Origin of the sequence: Acetobacterium carbinolicum (genome assembly GCF_047456275.1) — a bacterium.
Taxonomy (GTDB): domain Bacteria; phylum Bacillota; class Clostridia; order Eubacteriales; family Eubacteriaceae; genus Acetobacterium; species Acetobacterium carbinolicum.
Genome location: NZ_CP173357.1, coordinates 313,582 through 331,612 on the forward strand (window position 1 = coordinate 313,582; position 18,031 = coordinate 331,612).

General features: G+C 42.9%; 20 protein-coding genes. 11 read left to right on the top strand and 9 right to left on the bottom strand.

What is annotated here, in order from left to right; genetic code table 11:
* Positions 1-13 precede the first annotated feature (13 nt).
* Positions 14-838: a MerR family transcriptional regulator gene (locus ACIZ62_RS01480; protein WP_414151115.1), complete on the top strand. Its 825-nt coding sequence runs from the start codon at positions 14-16 to the stop codon at positions 836-838.
* Between the two features lie 21 nt (positions 839-859).
* Here ACIZ62_RS01480 and ACIZ62_RS01485 read toward each other — a convergent pair whose 3' ends face one another.
* The gene (locus tag ACIZ62_RS01485) at positions 860-1,222 is read right to left on the bottom strand and encodes a winged helix-turn-helix transcriptional regulator (RefSeq protein WP_111888302.1); all 363 of its coding nucleotides are present in this window, start codon (positions 1,220-1,222) and stop codon (positions 860-862) included.
* Positions 1,223-1,360: 138 nt separating this feature from the next.
* Between ACIZ62_RS01485 and ACIZ62_RS01490 the strand changes: the two genes are divergently transcribed.
* The gene (locus tag ACIZ62_RS01490) at positions 1,361-1,669 is read left to right on the top strand and encodes a pyridoxamine 5'-phosphate oxidase family protein (protein ID WP_111888301.1); all 309 of its coding nucleotides are present in this window, start codon (positions 1,361-1,363) and stop codon (positions 1,667-1,669) included.
* Positions 1,670-1,884: 215 nt separating this feature from the next.
* Here the strand turns inward: ACIZ62_RS01490 and ACIZ62_RS01495 are convergent, their stop codons facing one another.
* Positions 1,885-2,226, bottom strand: a complete 342-nt coding sequence (locus tag ACIZ62_RS01495) for a DUF3784 domain-containing protein (RefSeq protein WP_111888300.1) — start codon at positions 2,224-2,226, stop codon at positions 1,885-1,887.
* 304 nt (positions 2,227-2,530) lie between these two features.
* Between ACIZ62_RS01495 and tsaA the strand changes: the two genes are divergently transcribed.
* On the top strand, positions 2,531-3,007 hold the full coding sequence (gene tsaA / locus ACIZ62_RS01500) for a tRNA (N6-threonylcarbamoyladenosine(37)-N6)-methyltransferase TrmO (protein WP_111888299.1): 477 nt from the start codon (positions 2,531-2,533) through the stop codon (positions 3,005-3,007).
* Positions 3,008-3,075: 68 nt separating this feature from the next.
* Here the strand turns inward: tsaA and trmB are convergent, their stop codons facing one another.
* The 3 genes from trmB to ACIZ62_RS01515 all read right to left on the bottom strand — a co-directional run bounded on the left by trmB (position 3,076) and on the right by ACIZ62_RS01515 (position 6,590).
* Complete coding sequence (gene trmB / locus ACIZ62_RS01505) at positions 3,076-3,729, bottom strand: tRNA (guanosine(46)-N7)-methyltransferase TrmB (RefSeq protein WP_111888298.1); 654 nt, start codon at positions 3,727-3,729, stop codon at positions 3,076-3,078.
* A gap of 145 nt (positions 3,730-3,874) precedes the next feature.
* Positions 3,875-5,353 (bottom strand): ribosomal protection-like ABC-F family protein, encoded by a 1,479-nt coding sequence (abc-f, locus tag ACIZ62_RS01510; RefSeq protein WP_414151829.1) that lies wholly within the window; start codon positions 5,351-5,353, stop codon positions 3,875-3,877.
* Between the two features lie 334 nt (positions 5,354-5,687).
* Positions 5,688-6,590 (bottom strand): SPL family radical SAM protein, encoded by a 903-nt coding sequence (locus ACIZ62_RS01515; RefSeq protein ID WP_111888296.1) that lies wholly within the window; start codon positions 6,588-6,590, stop codon positions 5,688-5,690.
* 180 nt (positions 6,591-6,770) lie between these two features.
* Between ACIZ62_RS01515 and ACIZ62_RS01520 the strand changes: the two genes are divergently transcribed.
* Complete coding sequence (locus tag ACIZ62_RS01520; protein ID WP_111888295.1) at positions 6,771-7,916, top strand: transglutaminase domain-containing protein; 1,146 nt, start codon at positions 6,771-6,773, stop codon at positions 7,914-7,916.
* Positions 7,917-8,016: 100 nt separating this feature from the next.
* Here ACIZ62_RS01520 and ACIZ62_RS01525 read toward each other — a convergent pair whose 3' ends face one another.
* The 3 genes from ACIZ62_RS01525 to thrC are packed head-to-tail and all read right to left on the bottom strand — an operon-like array spanning position 8,017 to position 10,856.
* Complete coding sequence (locus tag ACIZ62_RS01525; RefSeq protein ID WP_111888294.1) at positions 8,017-8,451, bottom strand: ACT domain-containing protein; 435 nt, start codon at positions 8,449-8,451, stop codon at positions 8,017-8,019.
* 4 nt (positions 8,452-8,455) lie between these two features.
* Positions 8,456-9,346 carry a homoserine kinase gene (thrB, locus tag ACIZ62_RS01530; RefSeq protein WP_111888293.1) on the bottom strand — a complete coding sequence of 297 codons (891 nt, stop codon included), beginning with the start codon at positions 9,344-9,346 and terminating at the stop codon, positions 8,456-8,458.
* Positions 9,339-10,856, bottom strand: coding sequence for a threonine synthase (gene thrC, locus ACIZ62_RS01535; RefSeq protein WP_111888292.1), 1,518 nt, complete (start codon positions 10,854-10,856; stop codon positions 9,339-9,341). Before thrC ends, thrB begins: the two co-directional genes overlap by 8 nt.
* 160 nt (positions 10,857-11,016) lie before the next feature.
* Between thrC and ACIZ62_RS01540 the strand changes: the two genes are divergently transcribed.
* The 7 genes from ACIZ62_RS01540 (at position 11,017) to ACIZ62_RS01570 (ending at position 17,137) form a co-directional block, all read left to right on the top strand.
* Positions 11,017-12,270, top strand: coding sequence for a homoserine dehydrogenase (locus tag ACIZ62_RS01540; RefSeq protein WP_111888291.1), 1,254 nt, complete (start codon positions 11,017-11,019; stop codon positions 12,268-12,270).
* Between the two features lie 20 nt (positions 12,271-12,290).
* Positions 12,291-13,499, top strand: a complete 1,209-nt coding sequence (locus ACIZ62_RS01545; RefSeq protein ID WP_111888290.1) for an aspartate kinase — start codon at positions 12,291-12,293, stop codon at positions 13,497-13,499.
* A gap of 114 nt (positions 13,500-13,613) precedes the next feature.
* A complete protein-coding gene (locus tag ACIZ62_RS01550) occupies positions 13,614-14,288 on the top strand; it encodes an HAD family hydrolase (protein WP_111888289.1) in 675 nt (224 codons plus the stop codon).
* Between the two features lie 221 nt (positions 14,289-14,509).
* A complete protein-coding gene (locus ACIZ62_RS01555; RefSeq protein WP_111888288.1) occupies positions 14,510-15,052 on the top strand; it encodes a CDP-alcohol phosphatidyltransferase family protein in 543 nt (180 codons plus the stop codon).
* Positions 15,053-15,078: 26 nt separating this feature from the next.
* Positions 15,079-15,786, top strand: coding sequence for an HAD family hydrolase (locus ACIZ62_RS01560; RefSeq protein WP_204355391.1), 708 nt, complete (start codon positions 15,079-15,081; stop codon positions 15,784-15,786).
* 125 nt (positions 15,787-15,911) lie between these two features.
* Positions 15,912-16,505, top strand: a complete 594-nt coding sequence (locus ACIZ62_RS01565) for a TetR/AcrR family transcriptional regulator (protein ID WP_111888287.1) — start codon at positions 15,912-15,914, stop codon at positions 16,503-16,505.
* A 26-nt stretch (positions 16,506-16,531) separates the two neighbouring features.
* Positions 16,532-17,137 carry a hypothetical protein gene (locus ACIZ62_RS01570; RefSeq protein WP_242988478.1) on the top strand — a complete coding sequence of 202 codons (606 nt, stop codon included), beginning with the start codon at positions 16,532-16,534 and terminating at the stop codon, positions 17,135-17,137.
* Here ACIZ62_RS01570 and ACIZ62_RS01575 read toward each other — a convergent pair.
* Complete coding sequence (locus tag ACIZ62_RS01575; protein ID WP_111888286.1) at positions 17,125-17,952, bottom strand: alpha/beta fold hydrolase; 828 nt, start codon at positions 17,950-17,952, stop codon at positions 17,125-17,127. The two genes, ACIZ62_RS01570 and ACIZ62_RS01575, sit on opposite strands and share 13 nt — an antisense overlap.
* Between the last annotated feature and the right edge of the window lie 79 nt (positions 17,953-18,031).

An 18,031-nucleotide genomic window follows, 5' to 3' on the forward strand; every position in this document is an offset into this window, starting at 1 on the left:
AAAAGAGGTCGTGATGTTTAAAATCGGTGAGTTTTCAAAATTGACCCAGGTATCGATTCGGATGCTCCGCTATTATGATGAAAATAACTTGCTGAAACCGGCTCAGACGGACCCTTTTACGGGCTATCGTCTGTATTCGGTGGAGCAAATTCCGCGGCTGCAAAAAATTATCTTCTTGCGCGATGTTGGCTATACCGTTGCAGAGATTGGGGCGGCGCTAAAAAATTGGAGCGGTGATTTTATGGCGGATCAATTAAAAAGCAAACAAATCGAAGTACAGCAATTACTGGAACAAGAACAGGAAAAGCTAAGCAGAATAAAAACGGCGTTGGACAGCATTAAGAAAGATGAAATCGGTATTCATTATAACTTTATCATTAAGCAGATTCCTTCATACCCGGTTATTTCACTGCGACGGGTGATCGCAAATTATTTTTGTGAGGGATTACTTTGGAAAGAACTAGCCGAATTAACAAACGAAAGAAAAATTGAGCTACCAGTAACTGAGCAGTGCTTTGCTGTTTACCATGACAATGAGTTTAAGGAAGCCGATGTGGATGTGGAGATCTGTATGGTGGTTACAAAAGCTGTGGCTGTGGACGAACCGCTGTGCTTTCGAAATACAGAAGCGGTGGCGATGATGGCCTGCACGATGGTTTATGGCCCCTATGAAAATATCTCCGGGGCTTTTCGCTCGCTGGCTTATTGGCTGACTGGACATGCCGGTTATAGAATGAAGGGAAAAAACCGGCAAATCTGTCATCGGGGCCCCTGGAATGAAGAAAATCCGGCTCACTATCTGACCGAAATTCAGATTGAACTGGAAAAAGTAAATTAAAACATGGGGGTAGTTTTTTGTTTATAAATCAGTTTTTATTTCCTTGCCCCATACAGAAAGGCTGCCCAGAATCGGAATAAGACGATTCGTGTTTCTGGTTAATTCATACTCGACTCTTAAGGGCATTTCGTTATATTGCGTGCGGAGGATCAGACCATCCGCTTCGAGTTCCTTCAATGAGGAAGCGAGCATGGTGTTGGTTATGCCCTTAATTTTTTTTCGTAACGCATTATAACGGGTGGGCCCATCGTTATATAATGCACAGAGGATGGGAATCTTCCATTTGCCACCAATGATTTCAAGGGCAGCTGAAAGGGGACATTTTTCTTGGCACGGGCAGATGTTTCCGGAACATAAGGAAGTTTTATTTTCAGAGGTAGTCATTTTTTTCTTAGCTCCTTTCTATTTTCGTATGTGATCATATTTTTTTGCGTAGTTTACAAGCTTTAGTTGGAGTACTATAATTGTATCAGGTAGTAATTGCGGAGTCAATTGCTATACTAAACTTTGGAGGAATTTAAAATGGTTATTAATGAAGAAATGAAAAGTGTTATCGAAAACTCGGCGTTTCTGACAATTGTGACAATGTGTCCCGATGGCAGCCCACACCCCATTATTGTTGGTAGCGGTGAAGTTGAAGGTGACCATGTTTCGGTCGGAGTCTATGCAATGAAGGTGACTTCGGAAAATCTTAAGAAAAATGATTGCGCGATGCTGTTGGCCGCTCAAAAAGTTGAGGGTGGTGCCAAAGGTTGCCGTTTTACCGGCAGCGCAAGAGTTTCTGATGGAAAATTTATATTTACGGCAACAAAGGCAGAAGCACTTATTTAAATCAATTAGGATATAAGATTAAATAAAAACCGCTGATTATGAAAGAGATAAAAGTCTTTGTAATCAGTGGTTTTTATTTACTTACGGATATCTTAACATAATTTTTTAAAGATAAAAATGATTTATGATAAGGCCTAAAAGCTGGCGCTTATTTTTACCCGCATTGAACTGGGGAAAATATAAGTGGTCGATAAAAGGGGACCGTGAACAAAAGGTTATTTCAGATAACGATTAAATGCTTTATCGACATCAAAATGAACGTCTTTAAAAAATAGAAACAGCCAAAGGGCTAAAGAAGCGAGAGCAAAATAGAAACTGATGAAATGTGAGAGTAAAGCACCTGCGAATAAAATGAGCGCCCATAAGGCGAATTGATTCCGCATATCTTTGCTCATTCGTTGGGTGTCATAGGAGTGTCGCAGTTCTTTGGGTAAGGTGTTGAAGCCACTAATTAAAATCGCCGCCTTTTCTTTTAAAAGCGCAAAAATAAATGCCAATAATACAAAAATGATTGCCAGAACAAAACAAGAGATAGCGAATATATTATTCGTAGTCATAAGAGTGCCTCCTAGAAAAAATGAATACAATCTGACTTTTTAAAATATAGATTAATTAAATTATAAAGGAAGCGGTTGATGATGTCAATGGAACCGGTTGGTCGGAAATAGATTCGTGAGATTCTAATTAAACACGCGATCAAAATAATCATTATCGCTTGGCCGAATGTTTGTTTTTAAATTAAAGCATAAGACCTATTGACTCTCACACCGTGGTAGGGTCTAGAATAATAAATAGGTAGTTACGAAGCTCATGGGATGTTCGCAATTACTTAATTAACAATAGAATTATGGAGGTAAGCGCATGGAAAACGATCATTTAAAACCGATTGGAACAATTCATGTTGAAGGAACAGAGATGTTTATCGAACTGGACGAAAGATATCGTCAAGGATTGGCAGGATTGGACGGATTTTCCCACATCAATGTATTATGGTGGTTTAGCGAATTTGACAATCAAGAAGCCCGCGGGATGCTTTCATCACCCCAGCCCTATAAACAGGCTCCGGAGGTGATGGGAGTCTTTGCCACCCGCTCTCCGCTCCGGCCCAATCCGCTGGCATTAACCGCGGTTTCGGTATTGGATCTTGACAATCAAACTGGGATCATCAAGATTGCCTATATTGATGCCAATGATGGAACACCGGTGCTGGACATCAAACCCTACACCCCCAGTCTGGATCGGGTCGAAAACCCGCAGGTACCGAGCTGGTGCGATCACTGGCCCAAAAGTGTTGAAACATCGGGGGCTTTTAATTGGGCCGAGGAGTTTAACTTCTGAAAATTGATCCTTTCAAAATTTAGTCAAATGACCGGTTACGCAAATTATTGTGTTACCGGTCATTTGTGTTACCGACTGGCAATCAGAAATTTAATCTTAATCCCCTGCTCGGCAAACATTTTTTCGTGCTCGGTTTTTATATTGTCCGGGTAGTCGGCGGTGTGAAGATCGGGGATCAGGGTCGTGATGGTAAAACCGGCTGCTTCAAAGTATTTGATGGAATCATTAAATAGTTCATCATTGTCGGTTTTAAAATGGATTTCCCCGTTTTTGGATAAGAGTTTCTTATACTTTTCCAGCTGTTTGCTATGCGTCAGACGTTTTTTCTGGTAGCGGCGGCGCGGCCAGGGATTACAGAAATTAATGTAAATCCGCTCGACACCATCCTCTGGGGAGAGGACGGTGTCAATACGTTCAATGTCCCAGGACATGATTTGCACGTTATCAACAGACGCATTGGTGTTTAAATAAGCAGCTACAATATTGCGTTTAGCCAAACCCAGCACCGCGTCAATCAGATCAATGGCAAGATAGTTAATCTCCGGATGGCGGCTGCCTAACGCAGCAATAAAGGTACCTTTTCCGCAGCCCAATTCAATATGAAGGGGTTGCTTTTTTTTAAATAAGTGTTGCCATTGCCCCCGATGATCCGGGGGGGCAGCCTGAAAAAATCCGCAGGCCTCCAGTTCCGGGCGGGCCCAGGGTTTGGGTCGTAGATGCATGTTGTTACTCCTTTGGTTAATCGATTATATATAAGTTGAATTAAAATTAATGTAGGGGCGATTATTAATCGCCCGCACACGGCACAATTACAAGTATCAATTTGCAAAATTCTTTAATCAAACATAGATCGTATCGTTTAATAATTTATAGCTCAATAATTTTTGTCGCCAAATGGTCAATAAAGGACTGGTCATGCTCCACAAAAATCATGGTTGGCGGGGTCTTAAGCAAAAGTTCTTCAATCTGTACCCGGGAAAGCACATCAATATAATTTAGTGGTTCGTCCCACAAATACAAGTGGGCCGATTGACAAAGGCTGCGGGCTAAACAGACCTTCTTTTTTTGACCTTCGCTGAAGCTTTTCATATCTTTTTCGAATTGTTCCCGGTTGAATCCCAGCTTTCGCAGGATGGTCTTAAACAGGCTCTCATCAATCTCTTCACAACGGGAATAATGACGGAGATCCCCGGTCAGAAAGTGAGTGTCCTGAGGAATATGTGAAAGCTGCAGCTGGCTGCCCAGGTTTAGATTGCCGGAAAAAGGGATGAGTTCACCCAGCAGTAGTTTAAGCAGACTGGATTTCCCCGAGCCGTTCGGACCGATAATGGCAATGCGGTCACCCTGATTGATCTCGAAGCTTAAGTCTTTTAAAATTGGCCGATCACCATAGCAAAGGGACAGGTTATTGGCTGAAATCAGTCGGTCTTTTTGATAAGCACGGGGTCGGATCTGGAGCGTATCGGCCCAGTCAATGTTCTTAAGCAGTTTTTCTTTTGACTCAATACTTTTATGCTGGCGTTTTTTAAGCGACTTGGATCGTTTCATCATTTTAGCCGACTGATGGCCGATGTGGCCACGGTCGGGACGAAGTCCTGAAACGCGTTGGCCGTTTTTGGATTTTTCAACGGCATTTGACCAGTTTTCGGTTTGCTTGGCGGCCGTTTTTAATTGACCAATTTCCTGTTTGAGTTTCTTATCCTGATTGAATTCAAACTGATCCTGACGCTGTTTGTTAAAGAGCCAGGTGGAATAGTTGCCTTTCTGGATGTCGATGTTCATTTTATTAATTGACAAGACATGATCCACACAGTTATCCAGAAAGGCGCGGTCGTGGGAAACCAGAATAAAACCCTGCTTTTTATTCAAATATGCACTGACGATTTGACGGCCGTCCAGATCCAGATGATTGGTAGGTTCATCAATTAAGAGAAATTGATGAGGTTTTAAAAATAAGGCCGCCAGTAATACCTTGGTTTGTTCACCCCGGCTCAGGGTTTGAAAGGGTCGATTAAGCAATTCAGGCTCCAGACTAAGCAGCGATAGTTCTCGCTGCAGTTCCCAGATTTCATAGTCATCATAAATGGCATCGACAATCGTGCTGGTAAGCAAGGAAGGGTTCTGGATTTCAAAGGGAAAATACTCAAAATCGACCGTTTTGGTGATCACACCGGTGTAGTCATAAAGACCCATCAGAAGTTTTAAAAAGGTTGTTTTACCCCGGCCATTTCGGCCGATAAAACCCAGCTTCCAGTTCGTGTCAATAGTAAAAGAAACATCTTCAAAAATATTTTCGTAGCTGTTTTCGTAGTTAAAGCTTAAGTGTGATATGGAAATTTGTGACATCATTGTACCTCCGCTGCCAAGCCCGATAATAGAGGCTTTGACAAGTAAAAAACCGCAAGAAAACTATCCTGCGGCTCAATGATGGACAACACAAAAAATCCTTACTAAAGGAGTTGATGGTGCTAAAGAGGCAGTGCTTTTTTCGTAATTTTCTTGCTTAAGCGCACCAAAACAAGAGGTTTATCCTCTGGATTGAAAGCACTTTCCAATTGTTTCTTAGCAAGATAAATTACGCATCCTCTTAACTCCTTTTCGTATTTTTATTATAGTCTAACATTTTTTTAAAAAGAATTCAATCCCAAAACGTTTTATTAGTATCTAATGCAGGACTTAGTCAAGGATTTAAAAACGAAACCTGTTCTTCTGCCGGGGGATAGACCTTCAGCTTTTCTTTAATCGGCTTGCTATAGCTGTTGGACAGGCCAAAGCCCTGGCGCAGGGGATTGAGCCTACCGTAGAGCTCGTCCTTGTATTCTTTGGGAGCGCCGCCTTTTTTGTACAGGCGCCAAAGGGTGTCATACTTTTCCGGATAGGTGGTTTTAATAAAATCAAAAAATGCCGGTTTAGTAGCACCGCGCAAATAAAGGGCGCCGGGCAGCACATAATCGATACCGGCCTCCTTTCCGGCAGCAAACAAGGCCGTCAGGGTTTCGGAATCATCAGTCAGGGTCGGAATAATCGGCATCAGATGGTGACCGACGGAGGCATTGGTTTTTCTAAAAGCTTTAAGCATCTCAAAGCGGGCCTGGCCAGACACGGCGCCGGGCTCGATTTTTTTTCGAATGGATTCGTCAAGAGTGGTCACTGTGGCGGCCACATTGATATAGGTTATCCGGGATAATGCGTCAATCAGGTCATAATCCCGGAGCACCAGATCCGATTTGGTGGAAATAATTGCCGGTGTTTTGTATTTGATCAGTAACCTTAATATTTCTGGCATCAGCTGGTACTGGGCTTCCGCCGGTTGATAGCTGTCAGTGACACCGCCAATATTGACAATTTCCCGCTTCCAGTTTGGTGAGGAGAGTTGTTTTTCGAGTACTTCAATGATATTTGTTTTGACCGAAATATTGCTTGAGAAATCATGATAGCCGCTAAAACCATGGGTTCCCATGGCATAGCAGTAACGGCAGCCATGGCGACAACCTTTATAAATATTTAAATCCCAGCCATAGGGAATTTTTCGTTTCAATTCGTGTAGGGCAGTCGTACAGGTAATCGCGTGATACTCAGGCATGTGGACCTCCTTAGGGTTTCTTTAATCATTACTTAAGTATATGTCATAAAAGTTTAGGGTGTCCACAAGAATTTATGGTAAAATTATTTACTGTTTCGCATTTGATTTCTGGATATTAAATACAAATGTTTAAAATAAAGGGTAATAAATAACATAAGATCACATAAAGGGGGCAAAGGCGTGAGCAATCATAGGGGAAGAAAAGTAGTCGCGGTCGTTGTAATTATCATGCTCATACTTCTGCTGTTGGGGGCTGGGGCATATCTAGCACTGGAAGAGCTGGTTGGGAGTATGAACATCCAATCATTTTTCGATGAATCCGAAGCCCAGCAAAATGAAGAAATCGCTGAAAGTCGGCAGCAGGCCTTTGATGGGTATGCTTTCCTTGAGGAAAATGAACGACAGGCTTATACTCGGGTTGTTCGGATGCTTACCGATTTTGAGACTGAGGTTAAGGTGAGTGGCGTCAACACTGAAGAAATTGAGCGAGTACTTTCTGCAATTGATTATGATTACCCGGAAATATTCTGGGTTGGAGAATTTTCCTACTACTATGACGAATATGATCAAAAAGTCAGTAAAGTCATCATTGAGTATCCCTACGACGAAACCGAAAAGGATCGGCGACAGGCTGAGATAGAAGCGGCTTTTCAGGAATACAGTAGTGGTATGAGTAGTGGTATGAGTGAGTATGAAAAAGTGAAATATGCCTACGAATATGTGATAAAAAACACCGTCTATCAGGAAGATCGCGAGGATGATCAGAACATTTACAGTGTTTTCGGAAAAAAAGGCTCGGTCTGTGCCGGGTATTCCAAAGCTATTCAATATCTATTGAAACGCACCGGAATTGAGTGTTCTTATGTGGCGGGAGAGGCCATCGGCCAGGGTGCTCATGCCTGGAATATTGTCCGGGTTGACGGGGAGTATTATTATCTGGATGCCACCTGGGGGGAATTTAATGTTGAAGATAATTTAGAGCCAGAAAAGAGTATCTTCTACGATTATTTCTGTGTTACTACGGCAGAACTTCTTAAATCACATCGTCCCGATCAGCGATTGATTGCCTATCCGGAATTTACCGCCACGGCAGCCAATTACTTTGTCAAAGAAAACAAGCGCTATGATTTAAGCAAACAAAGCGAGGTGAAGCGCTTTGTGAGAGATTTGGAAGTAGCGCTGAATTCAGGAGAAAAATATTTTCATTATGCCATTATCGACGCCAATACCATCAGCGTCGCCGAAGACCTGATGGACGAGGTTTTGGGCTCTTACTACTGGTTCTCCAGTGAGGATAGTTTGTCAAATACGATCGAGCTTTATTAACGTGTAAATAAAATTCAAAGTTATCAAAAAGCCCCATTCTGATTTTAGAATGGGGCTTCAAACTGTCAAGAAAGATAACCCAGTACCGACAACTAAAGCCTCATTCCATCGCAATTAGCTGAACGCCGTGTACGCCGTCCAGGGCTTCTAACATCGCCATCAACTCATCAATGGTTAAGATTAGATCCTTTCCGTCCAGGGTCACAATCACAACGGCAGCCTGGTTAATTGGGATATCCTGATGAATGGTGATAATGCTGGTCTGGTGATCCCGGAGAATCGTCAAAATATTGGAAAGAATTCCGGGTGTATCGTCAAGCTTAAAAGAAAGTGTAAACTTACGACCATAATTTTCCGAAGGGGTAAAAATGTAGTCCTTATATTTATAGTAGGTGCTACGGCTGATGCCCACCTTTTTTACCGCATCACTGACCGATTTACACTGGGCAGATTCCATTAAAATGCGGGCTTCTACCACCTTGGAATAATAATCGGGCAGTATTTTTTTATTAACAATCAGATAATCTTTAATCATTGGTCTAACCTCCTAAAACCTGGACACCGGTATGATCGGGAGATAGCGGAATGATTCGCCATCCCGGTGCTTTTTGTGCTAAATAGGCAAGCATCTCGCGCTCAAAATCCTGGTTGCTGACTGAATTAATGACCAGAATGGTCGGGCCGGCACCGCTGATACAGGTGTTGAGACACCCCATTTCCCGGGCTTTTTTGGTCATCACATCGTAGTGGACAATCAGTTTTTTACGATAGGGCTGGTGCAGGCGATCCTTCATACACAGCTTTAAAATATCCGGGCAACCGTTGGCCAGAGCCAGATAGGTCATCGTTGCCCGGGGCAGATTATGGGTGGCATCGCCAAAACTGATTTTTTTAGGTAAAACCTGACGGGCATCGGCCGTGGATAGGGGAAAGTCCGGTACCAGCGCGTAGAATTCATAACAGGGGTGAACCGCGCTCTTGATGTAGATGTTTTTGCCGCGATCGTTCATGGAAACGACCAGCCCCCCGAAGATGGCTGGAGCGACGTTATCCGGGTGTCCTTCCAGCTCCACCGCGATATCAAAAAGTTCTTCGGTCGATAAGGGTGATCCAATCAGGGTGTTGGCACCAAAAAGTCCGCCAACAATACAGGTGGCGGAACTGCCCAGTCCCCGGCTGATGGGGATATCCACATCGGTGTGGATATAAAGTCCCTTGGGATGGTAACCCACTTTTTTAAACACCTTTTGCATCGAACGATAAACCAGATTGGTATCGCTTTGATACTTCCGTTCAACGCCCCGGATTGTCAGCTTGCCGTCATTTTTTTCTTCAAAACTGAAGGTATTGTAAATTGACAGTGCCAGACCAAAGGCGTCAAACCCCGGGCCGATGTTGGCACTGGTTCCCGGAACCCGAACCTTAATCATTTTGTTCCACCTGATTGTGTACCTGATTGTTTAAAAAATCAAGAACGGCCTGAGGCATTTCGGCTTTATCACATTGTCCCTGATGCTGATTGGCTTTTTTGTCGAGATCCTTTAATGGCTGGGGAATAGTGGTACCGGTTTTTTCAGCCAGAACCGTTAAAAGTTCATAATCATTGCACGTACAGTCACCAAAAATGCTTTCATAAACGGAACGCCCAAACTTGTAAGGGCTGGCAGTTGAGACGATCACGGTTTTGGTGGTATCCTTGGTTTCACTAAGATAGTCTTCATAAACCTTATTGGCGACGGCAGTGTGTGGGTCCATCAAATAATGGGTTTCATCAAAAATTGCTTTGATGGCTTGAGCAGTTTCACCTTCGTCGGCAGCACCGGCATAGAAGAGGCTGGTTTTTTCCATCAGAGCTTTAGAGGCTTGATAAGTGCCCTGGTTTTTTAGCTGCGCCATCAGATCACTAACCGCATCCGGATCGGCGCCGGAGACATCGTAAAGTAGCCGTTCCAGATTGCTGGAAATCAGGATATCCATAGATGGGGATGAAGTCTTATAAAAATCCCGGTTGCGATTATAGTTACCCGTCCTAAAAAAGTCGGTTAAAACTTTATTGGCATTGGATGCGCAGATCAGCTTATTAATCGGTAAGCCCAGCAGCGAAGCGTAGTAGCCAGCTAAGATATTGCCGAAATTCCCAGTCGGGACCACAAAATTTATTTTTTCATCGGGTTGAATTTCGCCCCGACGCAACAGCTCATAGTAACTATAAAAATAATAAACAACCTGAGGCAGCAGCCGACCGATATTAATGGAATTAGCCGAGGAAAAGATCACATTGGCTTTAGCCAGTTCGGCCGCTAATTGGGGATCGTTGAGGATCATTTTAACGCCATTCTGGGTGTCGTCAAAATTGCCGTCGATTCCCACCACACAGGTGTTTTCACCAATTTGAGTGAGCATCTGTTTTTCCTGAACGGTGCTGACCCCATCCTTAGGGTAAAACACGATAATGCTAATATTGGGAACATCGGCAAAACCTTCCAAAGCGGCCTTCCCGGTATCCCCGGAGGTGGCGGTTAAGATCATAATTTTCTTCTGATTATTGACATTTTTCATAGACTCTACCATCAGATATGGTAAAATAGTGAGAGCCATATCTTTAAAGGCACAGGTGGGGCCGTGAAAGAGTTCCAGAAAATAGCGGTCTTTGACTTTTTTTAGTGCAACCGGTTCTTTTTCTTCAAACTTACCGGAGTAATAAGCGCCCTGAATGGAATCAGAAATTTGTTTTTCGCTGAAATCATCGAGGAAAGCGCAAAAGATCTGATGTGCCATCTCGCCGTAGTTTTTTCCCATGAATTTGCTTGGGTCTAAATTAATCTTATCGATAAAGTTGGGGACAAAGAGTCCGCCATCCGGAGCCAATCCTTGCAGGATGCCCTGGGATGCAGTAACATTGATGTCTTTGGATCGCGTGCTGTGGTAGCCTTTTTTCATGTGATTCCTCCAAAAATTTATGGTGTGCCGGGAAAAATCTTCAAAAATATTCAAAAAATCTTCTCGGAGGGGGATTGAATAACCCCTAGCTATATGATAGAATGTTTTCACTGAAAAAACAAGTGTTTTTAGAATAAATACATATACGAGGTGAATTTTATTGAATATCGCACTTTTGGGCTGTGGAACCATTGGTTCTGGGGTCTATGAACTCATCAATTTAAATAAAGGGAAGTTTGCTGGTAATTTTACCGATGTGGAGTCGAGAAAGTCAAGCCCGGTCATTACCAAGGTACTGGAGCGGGATGCGTCCAAAGATCTGGGCGATTCGGTGGGAAAAATTGTGACCCACCCCAGTGAGATTCTGGAAGATGACAGTATCGGTCTGGTGATTGCCCTGATGGGGGGCATGGAATTTGAATACGAAATGATCAAAGAATGTCTTCGGGCAGGAAAACATGTGGTAACTGCCAATAAGGCGGTTATCTCTGAGTACTTTGCCGAATTGCAGACGCTAGCCGAGGAAAATGGCGTGGTGCTGCGTTATGAGGCTTCAGTAGGCGGTGGAATTCCGATCATCGGCAGTTTAAAAGAAGAAATGAAAATCAATCGGGTGACTGAAATCAAAGGAATCCTTAATGGAACCACGAACTTCATCCTATCGAAAATGACCGAAGAAGGGGCTGATTTTGGTGAGACGTTGGCTTTGGCTCAGTCCATCGGTTTTGCTGAAGCCGATCCCACCGCAGACGTTGAAGGTTACGATGTATCCCGTAAGCTTGCCATCCTCTCTTCGATGGCGTATGAAAGCATTATTCGGGATGAAGATGTCTATAAACGGGGAATTACCGAAATTCGGGCTGCCGATATTGAGATGATCAGTTCGATGGGTTATGTGGTCAAATATCTGGGGCATTCGATGCTTGAAGAGAAAAATGTCTATACCACGGTGGAACCGGTGTTGTTTAGAGAAGCATCGATTATGAGTAACGTCAACAGTGAGTTTAATATTATCTCCATCACCGGGGATATCATCGGCGAATTGCAATTTTATGGGAAAGGTGCCGGAAAAGACGCCACTGCCAATGCCGTGGTCGGGGATGTGCTCTATATCCTTAATATCGTCGGGGAACAGAATTTGCCAAAACCGCTGCGGCTTAACCGTCAGCTTAATAAAATGGGAACTGACGTTTTCTCAGGTAAATATTATCTAAGAGCTAATCTGAACGACAAAGAAATGCTGGATCAGGTGCTGACAGCCGTCGAAACGGTAGCTGCCCGAAAAACGGTTATCGTGAATAAGAATCAGGTTTATGTGGTAACAAGTGCCATTGCGGCCAATGTTTTTAATAAAATGACCGAAAAATTAAAGGAAACGGTGCCTGAATTATTTTATGCCCGGATCTATGACTAAGAAAAGAGTGACGAAGATAAATGCAAGATTTAATTGTACAGAAATATGGCGGCTCCAGTGTTGCCAATGTGGAAAGAATCAAGCGGGTTGCAAGTCGGATTATTGAGACCAAGGAAAAAGGCAAGAAAGTGGTGGTGGTAGTTTCAGCCATGGGTGATACCACCGATGATCTCATTGATCTGGCTCAAAAGATCAATGAACATCCACCTCATCGAGAAATGGATATGCTGCTGGCAACCGGCGAACAGGTGTCGATTTCTTTGTTGGCTATGGCCATTCAGGCTTTTGGTCATGATGTGGTCAGTTTAACTGGCGCCCAGTGCGGGATTGTTACATCCAATGTTCATAAGCGGGCTCGGATCAATGATATTCACACCCACCGCATTGAAAAGGAACTGGCAGATGATAAGATTGTGATTGTGGCCGGCTTTCAGGGAATCAATGAGAATAAGGATATTACCACCCTCGGCCGAGGGGGCTCCGATACGTCGGCAGTGGCGGTAGCGGCCGCATTAAAGGCTGAGTTGTGTGAAATCTATACCGATGTTGATGGGGTGTACACTGCCGATCCCCGGATTGTTGAGGCGGCTTCAAAAATTGATGAAATCTCCTATGAAGAGGTTTTGGAAATGGCCAGCACCGGGGCTAAGGTATTGCACCCCCGCTCGGTGGAAATGGCCGAAAAATTCAAGGTGCCACTAGTGGTACGATCAAGCTATAATTACAATGAAGGAACCATTATTAAGGAGGATGTTATTATGGAAAAAGTATTAGTTCGAGGGGTATCTCTTGATGAAAATATCGCAAAAATATCAATCTTTGAAGTGCCGGATCAACCGGGAATTGCTTTTCGTTTGTTCAGTGCTCTGGCAAAAGCCAACATTCATGTGGATATGATTGTCCAGAATGTTAATCGAACTGCCGTTAATGATATTTCTTTCACTATTGATGTGGATGAACTGCAGGAAGCCGTTTCCGTGGCTCAGAAATTCGCCTTTGAGGTCAACGCCCAAAAGGTCGAGTACGATCAGGGCGTTGCCAAGCTTTCGGTGATTGGTACCGGGATCGTGGCCAATGCCGAAATTGCCTCCAAGTTCTTTGAAGCGCTGTTTGAACTGGGCATCAATATTCAAACTATCAGCACCTCAGAAATCAAGATATCCTGTCTGATTGACAAGGAACGTGGCAAAGAAGCAATGGTCCATATTCATAAAAAATTTGATATGTAGTTTAAAAAAACTCTGAGATCGTAGACAAAACACCATCGGAATGTAAATTCCAATGGTGTTTTGTTATACGTTCAGTTTTAACTATTTTAAGAAATAACGATTTTAGGAGCCATTATGAACTATAGAATAATTAGTTTTGATATCTTTCAGACGCTGGTGGATGTCAACGAACGTATCCCAGAAATCTGGCGCGGCATTTTGAAAGACAGTTATACCGATGAAAAAGCCAGGCAGGGTGCAAAAGCAATTTTAAGCACCTTGCCCAACGTTTATGAGAAGGCGGTGCAATCGGAGCAGTTTAAAACAATGACTGAAGTGTATCAGGAATGTGCTCAAAAGGCCATGGAAAAATTGAACTTTAAAACTACAGCGCAGGACGTGGCATATAATTTGATGTGCCAGCATGCCAAGGCACCCTTTTTTCATGACGTCTTGGACTGCATGAAAAAACTCCGCCCAAAATATCAGATTATCCTTTCCAGCGATTCCAATCACTTGATGGTAGATGATTTGATTTGCAAGATAACATATGATAAGGCATTCATCTCAGACGACCTTAAAAGTTATAAAGGTAATAAAAGTGGTAAATTTTTTCATACCGTATTAGGCCAACTGGATACAGAGCCAAAGGAAATCATACACATTGGTGATAGTTCTGCGGATGTTTTAGGTGCTCACAGGGCTGGAATCACAAGCTGCTGGATAAATAGAGATAACCGAAAATGGAACAATCCCATAAAGCCTGACTTTATTATTCAGAATTTTAATGACTTAGTAGACATTTTATGAAACAGAAAAAGTGCAATTAAAGCACCTGATAGTAGTCAGAGACACGATCGGAACGGGCAAAACAGTCACTTCCACAGAGCTTTCCAAGCATCTTGATCACAACGTGTTTTTGGGCCTGGACTGGTGTTGGATGATAAGTCCAGTTAAAATTAAAGTAATTGCGATTACGGTGTCGCAAGCCGCAAAAAAACACACAACGTGTCGAGCAAAGGATATAACGTATGAAAAAAGCGTACATACCCAACATAATAACTTCATGTCGAATTTTTTTATCTCTCGGTTTGTTATTGATTGACTTTCGCAGTGTTCTTTTTATCCTGGTATACCTGATATGCGGCTTAACGGATCTGTTGGATGGCTATATAGCCCGGAGAATCGGCAGTGAAACCTTGCTTGGGGCAAAGCTGGACAGCATTGCAGACTTGTTTTTGAGCGGTATGATCATCATTACGGTGATAAAGCAAAATCAAATCACGATGCTGATATTTGCCGGAATTATTATTGTTTTCATCCTGCGAATTGGAAATGCCGTGTTTTCAAAAATAAAATTTAGAAAGATATTATTTATTCATACGATCGCTAATAAATTATCGGGCCTATTTTTCTTTTTCTGCCCGTTAGTCTATCCTTTTTGGGGCAATAATCTGCTCATCATAACGGGGATTTTAGCTTTTCTGGCATCCCTTGAAGAGTTTCTTATCATACTTACCTCAAAAACCCTGGACCTCAACAGAACCAGCATTTTTTCAAAGCGCGAAAAATAGTTTAGAATTGAAGGAGAGGAGACACAATGAATATCTTGGATTCAGGTATAAACAAAATTGGTTTAATTTTTGATTTTAATGGTACGTTGTTTTGGGATTCGGACAAACATGAGTTAGCATGGCGGATATTTATCAAAGAATTGTGCAATAGAGAGATTAGTGACAGCGAATTTTTGCAATATGTACACGGGCGTAACAATGACTTTATATTAGGGTATTTTCTCGAAAAAAGTTTATCGGTAGATGTAATTGATGACTTGTCGGAAAAAAAGGAAATTATTTATCGCAAACTATGTACCGAAGATGCGGTAAATTTTAAATTAGCACCTGGCGCGATCCGGTTGTTGGATAATTTAAAAAAGCATAATATCCCAAGAACAATTGCAACGGCATCAACAAAAGTCAATGTTGATTTTTACAGAAAAGAATTTCAATTAAATAAGTGGTTTGATAATGACAAAATCATTTACAATGACGGAACGATAAAAGGAAAACCAAACCCCGATATTTATATAAAAGCGGCTAAAATGATACAAGTTGACGCCCAAAATTGTGTCGTGATCGAGGATGCGATCTCTGGAATACAGTCAGCATATAAAGCCGGAATTGGAAAGATTATCGCAATTTCACCCAAAGATAGACAGGCGATTTTCGAAGATATGAAAGAAGTGGATTGCATAATTAATGATTTTTATGAAGTGGAATGTGAGGTTAAAACCGTAAAAGATCGTTAAAAGGATTAATATAAAAAATACTGAACTTATTATTGAGCAAATGATCAATAATTATTGACAAGAGGTTTGACTTGATATATTATTTTGTTGAGCAAATGATCAATAAAATAACGAGGTGATCACGGATGGGAAATCGGGCGGAACAAACGGAAAAACGAAGACAGGCGATTTTATTAAGCAGCCTGGATTTATTTGTATACAAGGGCTATCACGGTACCACTGTCCGGGATATTGCCAAACGGTCGGAGGTAAGTGTGGGACTTCTCTTTCATTATTTTCCCACCAAGCAAGCTATTTTGGAAGAATTGTTGAAAATCGCTGAGGAAGGATTGGATTTAACAGAAACGCTGATGGAGAAATCCATCTCCCCGATCGAATTTTTCGAACAAATGACAGCAGTAATTCTTCAGGCGTTCCGGGACTCAACCAAGGCGGCAAAAATTTTTATGCTGGCCAATCAGGCACTGACCTCCCATTGGATACCAGAGGAATCGAAGGCACCGCTTTCCGCTTCGACCTCGGTTTATGAGACCGCAAAACTAATAGAAAAAGGCCAAACGCAGGGAAGTATTCGACCAGGCGATCCCCTTTCACTATCATTGGCCTTCTGGGGAGCGATTCATGGTGTTGCCGAAGCTTTGGTGAGCTATCCTCAGATTGCTGTTCCGGAAGCGAAGTGGATTGTCGATATGGTACGAAAACATCCCCAGGATGATTAGCAGAAATAACTAAGAAGAGGGAGAAGATGAATAACAAAACAGGAATGTACGCGTCTCTTGTCACGCTGGCGGCCGTTGTAGTCTTTGCAGTATCCATGATCGTGGGGAATAGTTCGGTTAGTTATCTGGCCAGTATGTTTATCGCCTGGGGGTTTATCCCGATGATTGGCGCATTTGTTGCCGATTCAGAAAAAGAATCAAAAGCTGTCAGTTATACGGCGCTAGTTTTTGCCGCCATCTATGGCACCCTCATTATGATTGTATATTTTGCCCAATTAACGGTGGTGCGGCTGGCGAATCTCAGCCTGCCTATAGCCCAGATACTTGATTACCAGAAATTCGGATTGTTTTTTAGCTATAATTTACTGGGATATGGATTTATGGCCTTAACCACCTTTTTTATTGCGCTGTCTTTTAAAGCGGAGTCAAAAGCAGATAAGGCGCTGAAGGTTCTTCTACTGGTTCACGGTCTTTTTGCAATCAGTTGTCTGGTTATTCCGATGATGGGAATTTTTAGTTCGGATATGGCTGGCAGCGGTCTCATTGGAATTCTGGTGCTGGAATTCTGGTGTGCCTATTTTATTCCGGTTTGCATATTATCATTTCTCCATTTTAAAAATCAGCGGCTCTGAACGAACGCCAAAAGATCCGTATTAAGTTGATCCTTATGTGTATAAGCGAGACCGTGAGGTGCACCCGGGTAGATCTTCAGGCTGGCGTGCTTGATGATCTTTGAAGAGGCGAGCGCTGCCGCACCGATGGGAACAATCTGGTCATCATCGCCGTGAATGATTAGCGTTGGCACATCAAACTTTTTGAGGTCTTCAGTGAAATCAGTTTCGGAGAAGGCCTTGATGCAGTCGAAGGTGTTTTTGCTGCCGGCTTGCATCCCCTGAAGCCAGAAAGAGTCAATCATGCCTTGAGAAACCTTTGAACCGGTCCGATTAGCCCCGAAGAATGGGCCACTGGCAAGATCTTTGTAGAACTGCGAACGATCAGCAATGGAGCCAAGGCGAATCTCGTCAAAAGCCTCAATCGGCAAACCACTGGGATTAGCATCTGTTTTTAGCATCAGCGGGGGGACGGCGGCAATTAACGCAGCCTTGGCTACCCGCTTTGTGCCGTGGCGTCCGATATAGCGGGCGACTTCACCACCGCCGGCGGAAAAGCCAATCAGAACAATGCTCTTCAGGTCAAGGGCTTCGATGATTTCTGAGAGGTCATCGGCATAGGTGTCCATCTCGTTGCCATCCCAGGGTTGGCTTGATCGTCCATGGCCACGTCGGTCATGGGCGATGCATCGATAGCCCTTTGAGGCCAGGAACAGCATCTGAGATTCCCAACTGTCAGCATTAAGTGGCCAACCGTGGCTAAAGACTATCGGTTGCCCGGTACCCCAGTCCTTATAATAAATCTGCGTACCATCGTTCATCGTAATCATACTCATTGTTTTACCTCCTGGTTTATTTTTAAATAGCTGATACAACTTTAATAAAATCGTGTCGTTATAAGATTTGCTATCATTT

Bases quoted from the DNA above. Each gene is read 5' to 3' on its own strand.
- ACIZ62_RS01480 (WP_414151115.1), top strand. From the start codon at position 14: ATGTTTAAAATCGGTGAGTTTTCAAAATTGACCCAGGTATCGATTCGG.
- ACIZ62_RS01485 (WP_111888302.1), bottom strand. From the start codon at position 1,222: ATGACTACCTCTGAAAATAAAACTTCCTTATGTTCCGGAAACATCTGC.
- ACIZ62_RS01490 (WP_111888301.1), top strand. From the start codon at position 1,361: ATGGTTATTAATGAAGAAATGAAAAGTGTTATCGAAAACTCGGCGTTT.
- ACIZ62_RS01495 (WP_111888300.1), bottom strand. From the start codon at position 2,226: ATGACTACGAATAATATATTCGCTATCTCTTGTTTTGTTCTGGCAATC.
- tsaA (WP_111888299.1), top strand. From the start codon at position 2,531: ATGGAAAACGATCATTTAAAACCGATTGGAACAATTCATGTTGAAGGA.
- trmB (WP_111888298.1), bottom strand. From the start codon at position 3,729: ATGCATCTACGACCCAAACCCTGGGCCCGCCCGGAACTGGAGGCCTGC.
- abc-f (WP_414151829.1), bottom strand. From the start codon at position 5,353: ATGTCACAAATTTCCATATCACACTTAAGCTTTAACTACGAAAACAGC.
- ACIZ62_RS01515 (WP_111888296.1), bottom strand. From the start codon at position 6,590: ATGCCTGAGTATCACGCGATTACCTGTACGACTGCCCTACACGAATTG.
- ACIZ62_RS01525 (WP_111888294.1), bottom strand. From the start codon at position 8,451: ATGATTAAAGATTATCTGATTGTTAATAAAAAAATACTGCCCGATTAT.
- thrB (WP_111888293.1), bottom strand. From the start codon at position 9,346: ATGATTAAGGTTCGGGTTCCGGGAACCAGTGCCAACATCGGCCCGGGG.
- thrC (WP_111888292.1), bottom strand. From the start codon at position 10,856: ATGAAAAAAGGCTACCACAGCACGCGATCCAAAGACATCAATGTTACT.
- ACIZ62_RS01545 (WP_111888290.1), top strand. From the start codon at position 12,291: ATGCAAGATTTAATTGTACAGAAATATGGCGGCTCCAGTGTTGCCAAT.
- ACIZ62_RS01550 (WP_111888289.1), top strand. From the start codon at position 13,614: ATGAACTATAGAATAATTAGTTTTGATATCTTTCAGACGCTGGTGGAT.
- ACIZ62_RS01555 (WP_111888288.1), top strand. From the start codon at position 14,510: ATGAAAAAAGCGTACATACCCAACATAATAACTTCATGTCGAATTTTT.
- ACIZ62_RS01560 (WP_204355391.1), top strand. From the start codon at position 15,079: ATGAATATCTTGGATTCAGGTATAAACAAAATTGGTTTAATTTTTGAT.
- ACIZ62_RS01565 (WP_111888287.1), top strand. From the start codon at position 15,912: ATGGGAAATCGGGCGGAACAAACGGAAAAACGAAGACAGGCGATTTTA.
- ACIZ62_RS01570 (WP_242988478.1), top strand. From the start codon at position 16,532: ATGAATAACAAAACAGGAATGTACGCGTCTCTTGTCACGCTGGCGGCC.
- ACIZ62_RS01575 (WP_111888286.1), bottom strand. From the start codon at position 17,952: ATGAGTATGATTACGATGAACGATGGTACGCAGATTTATTATAAGGAC.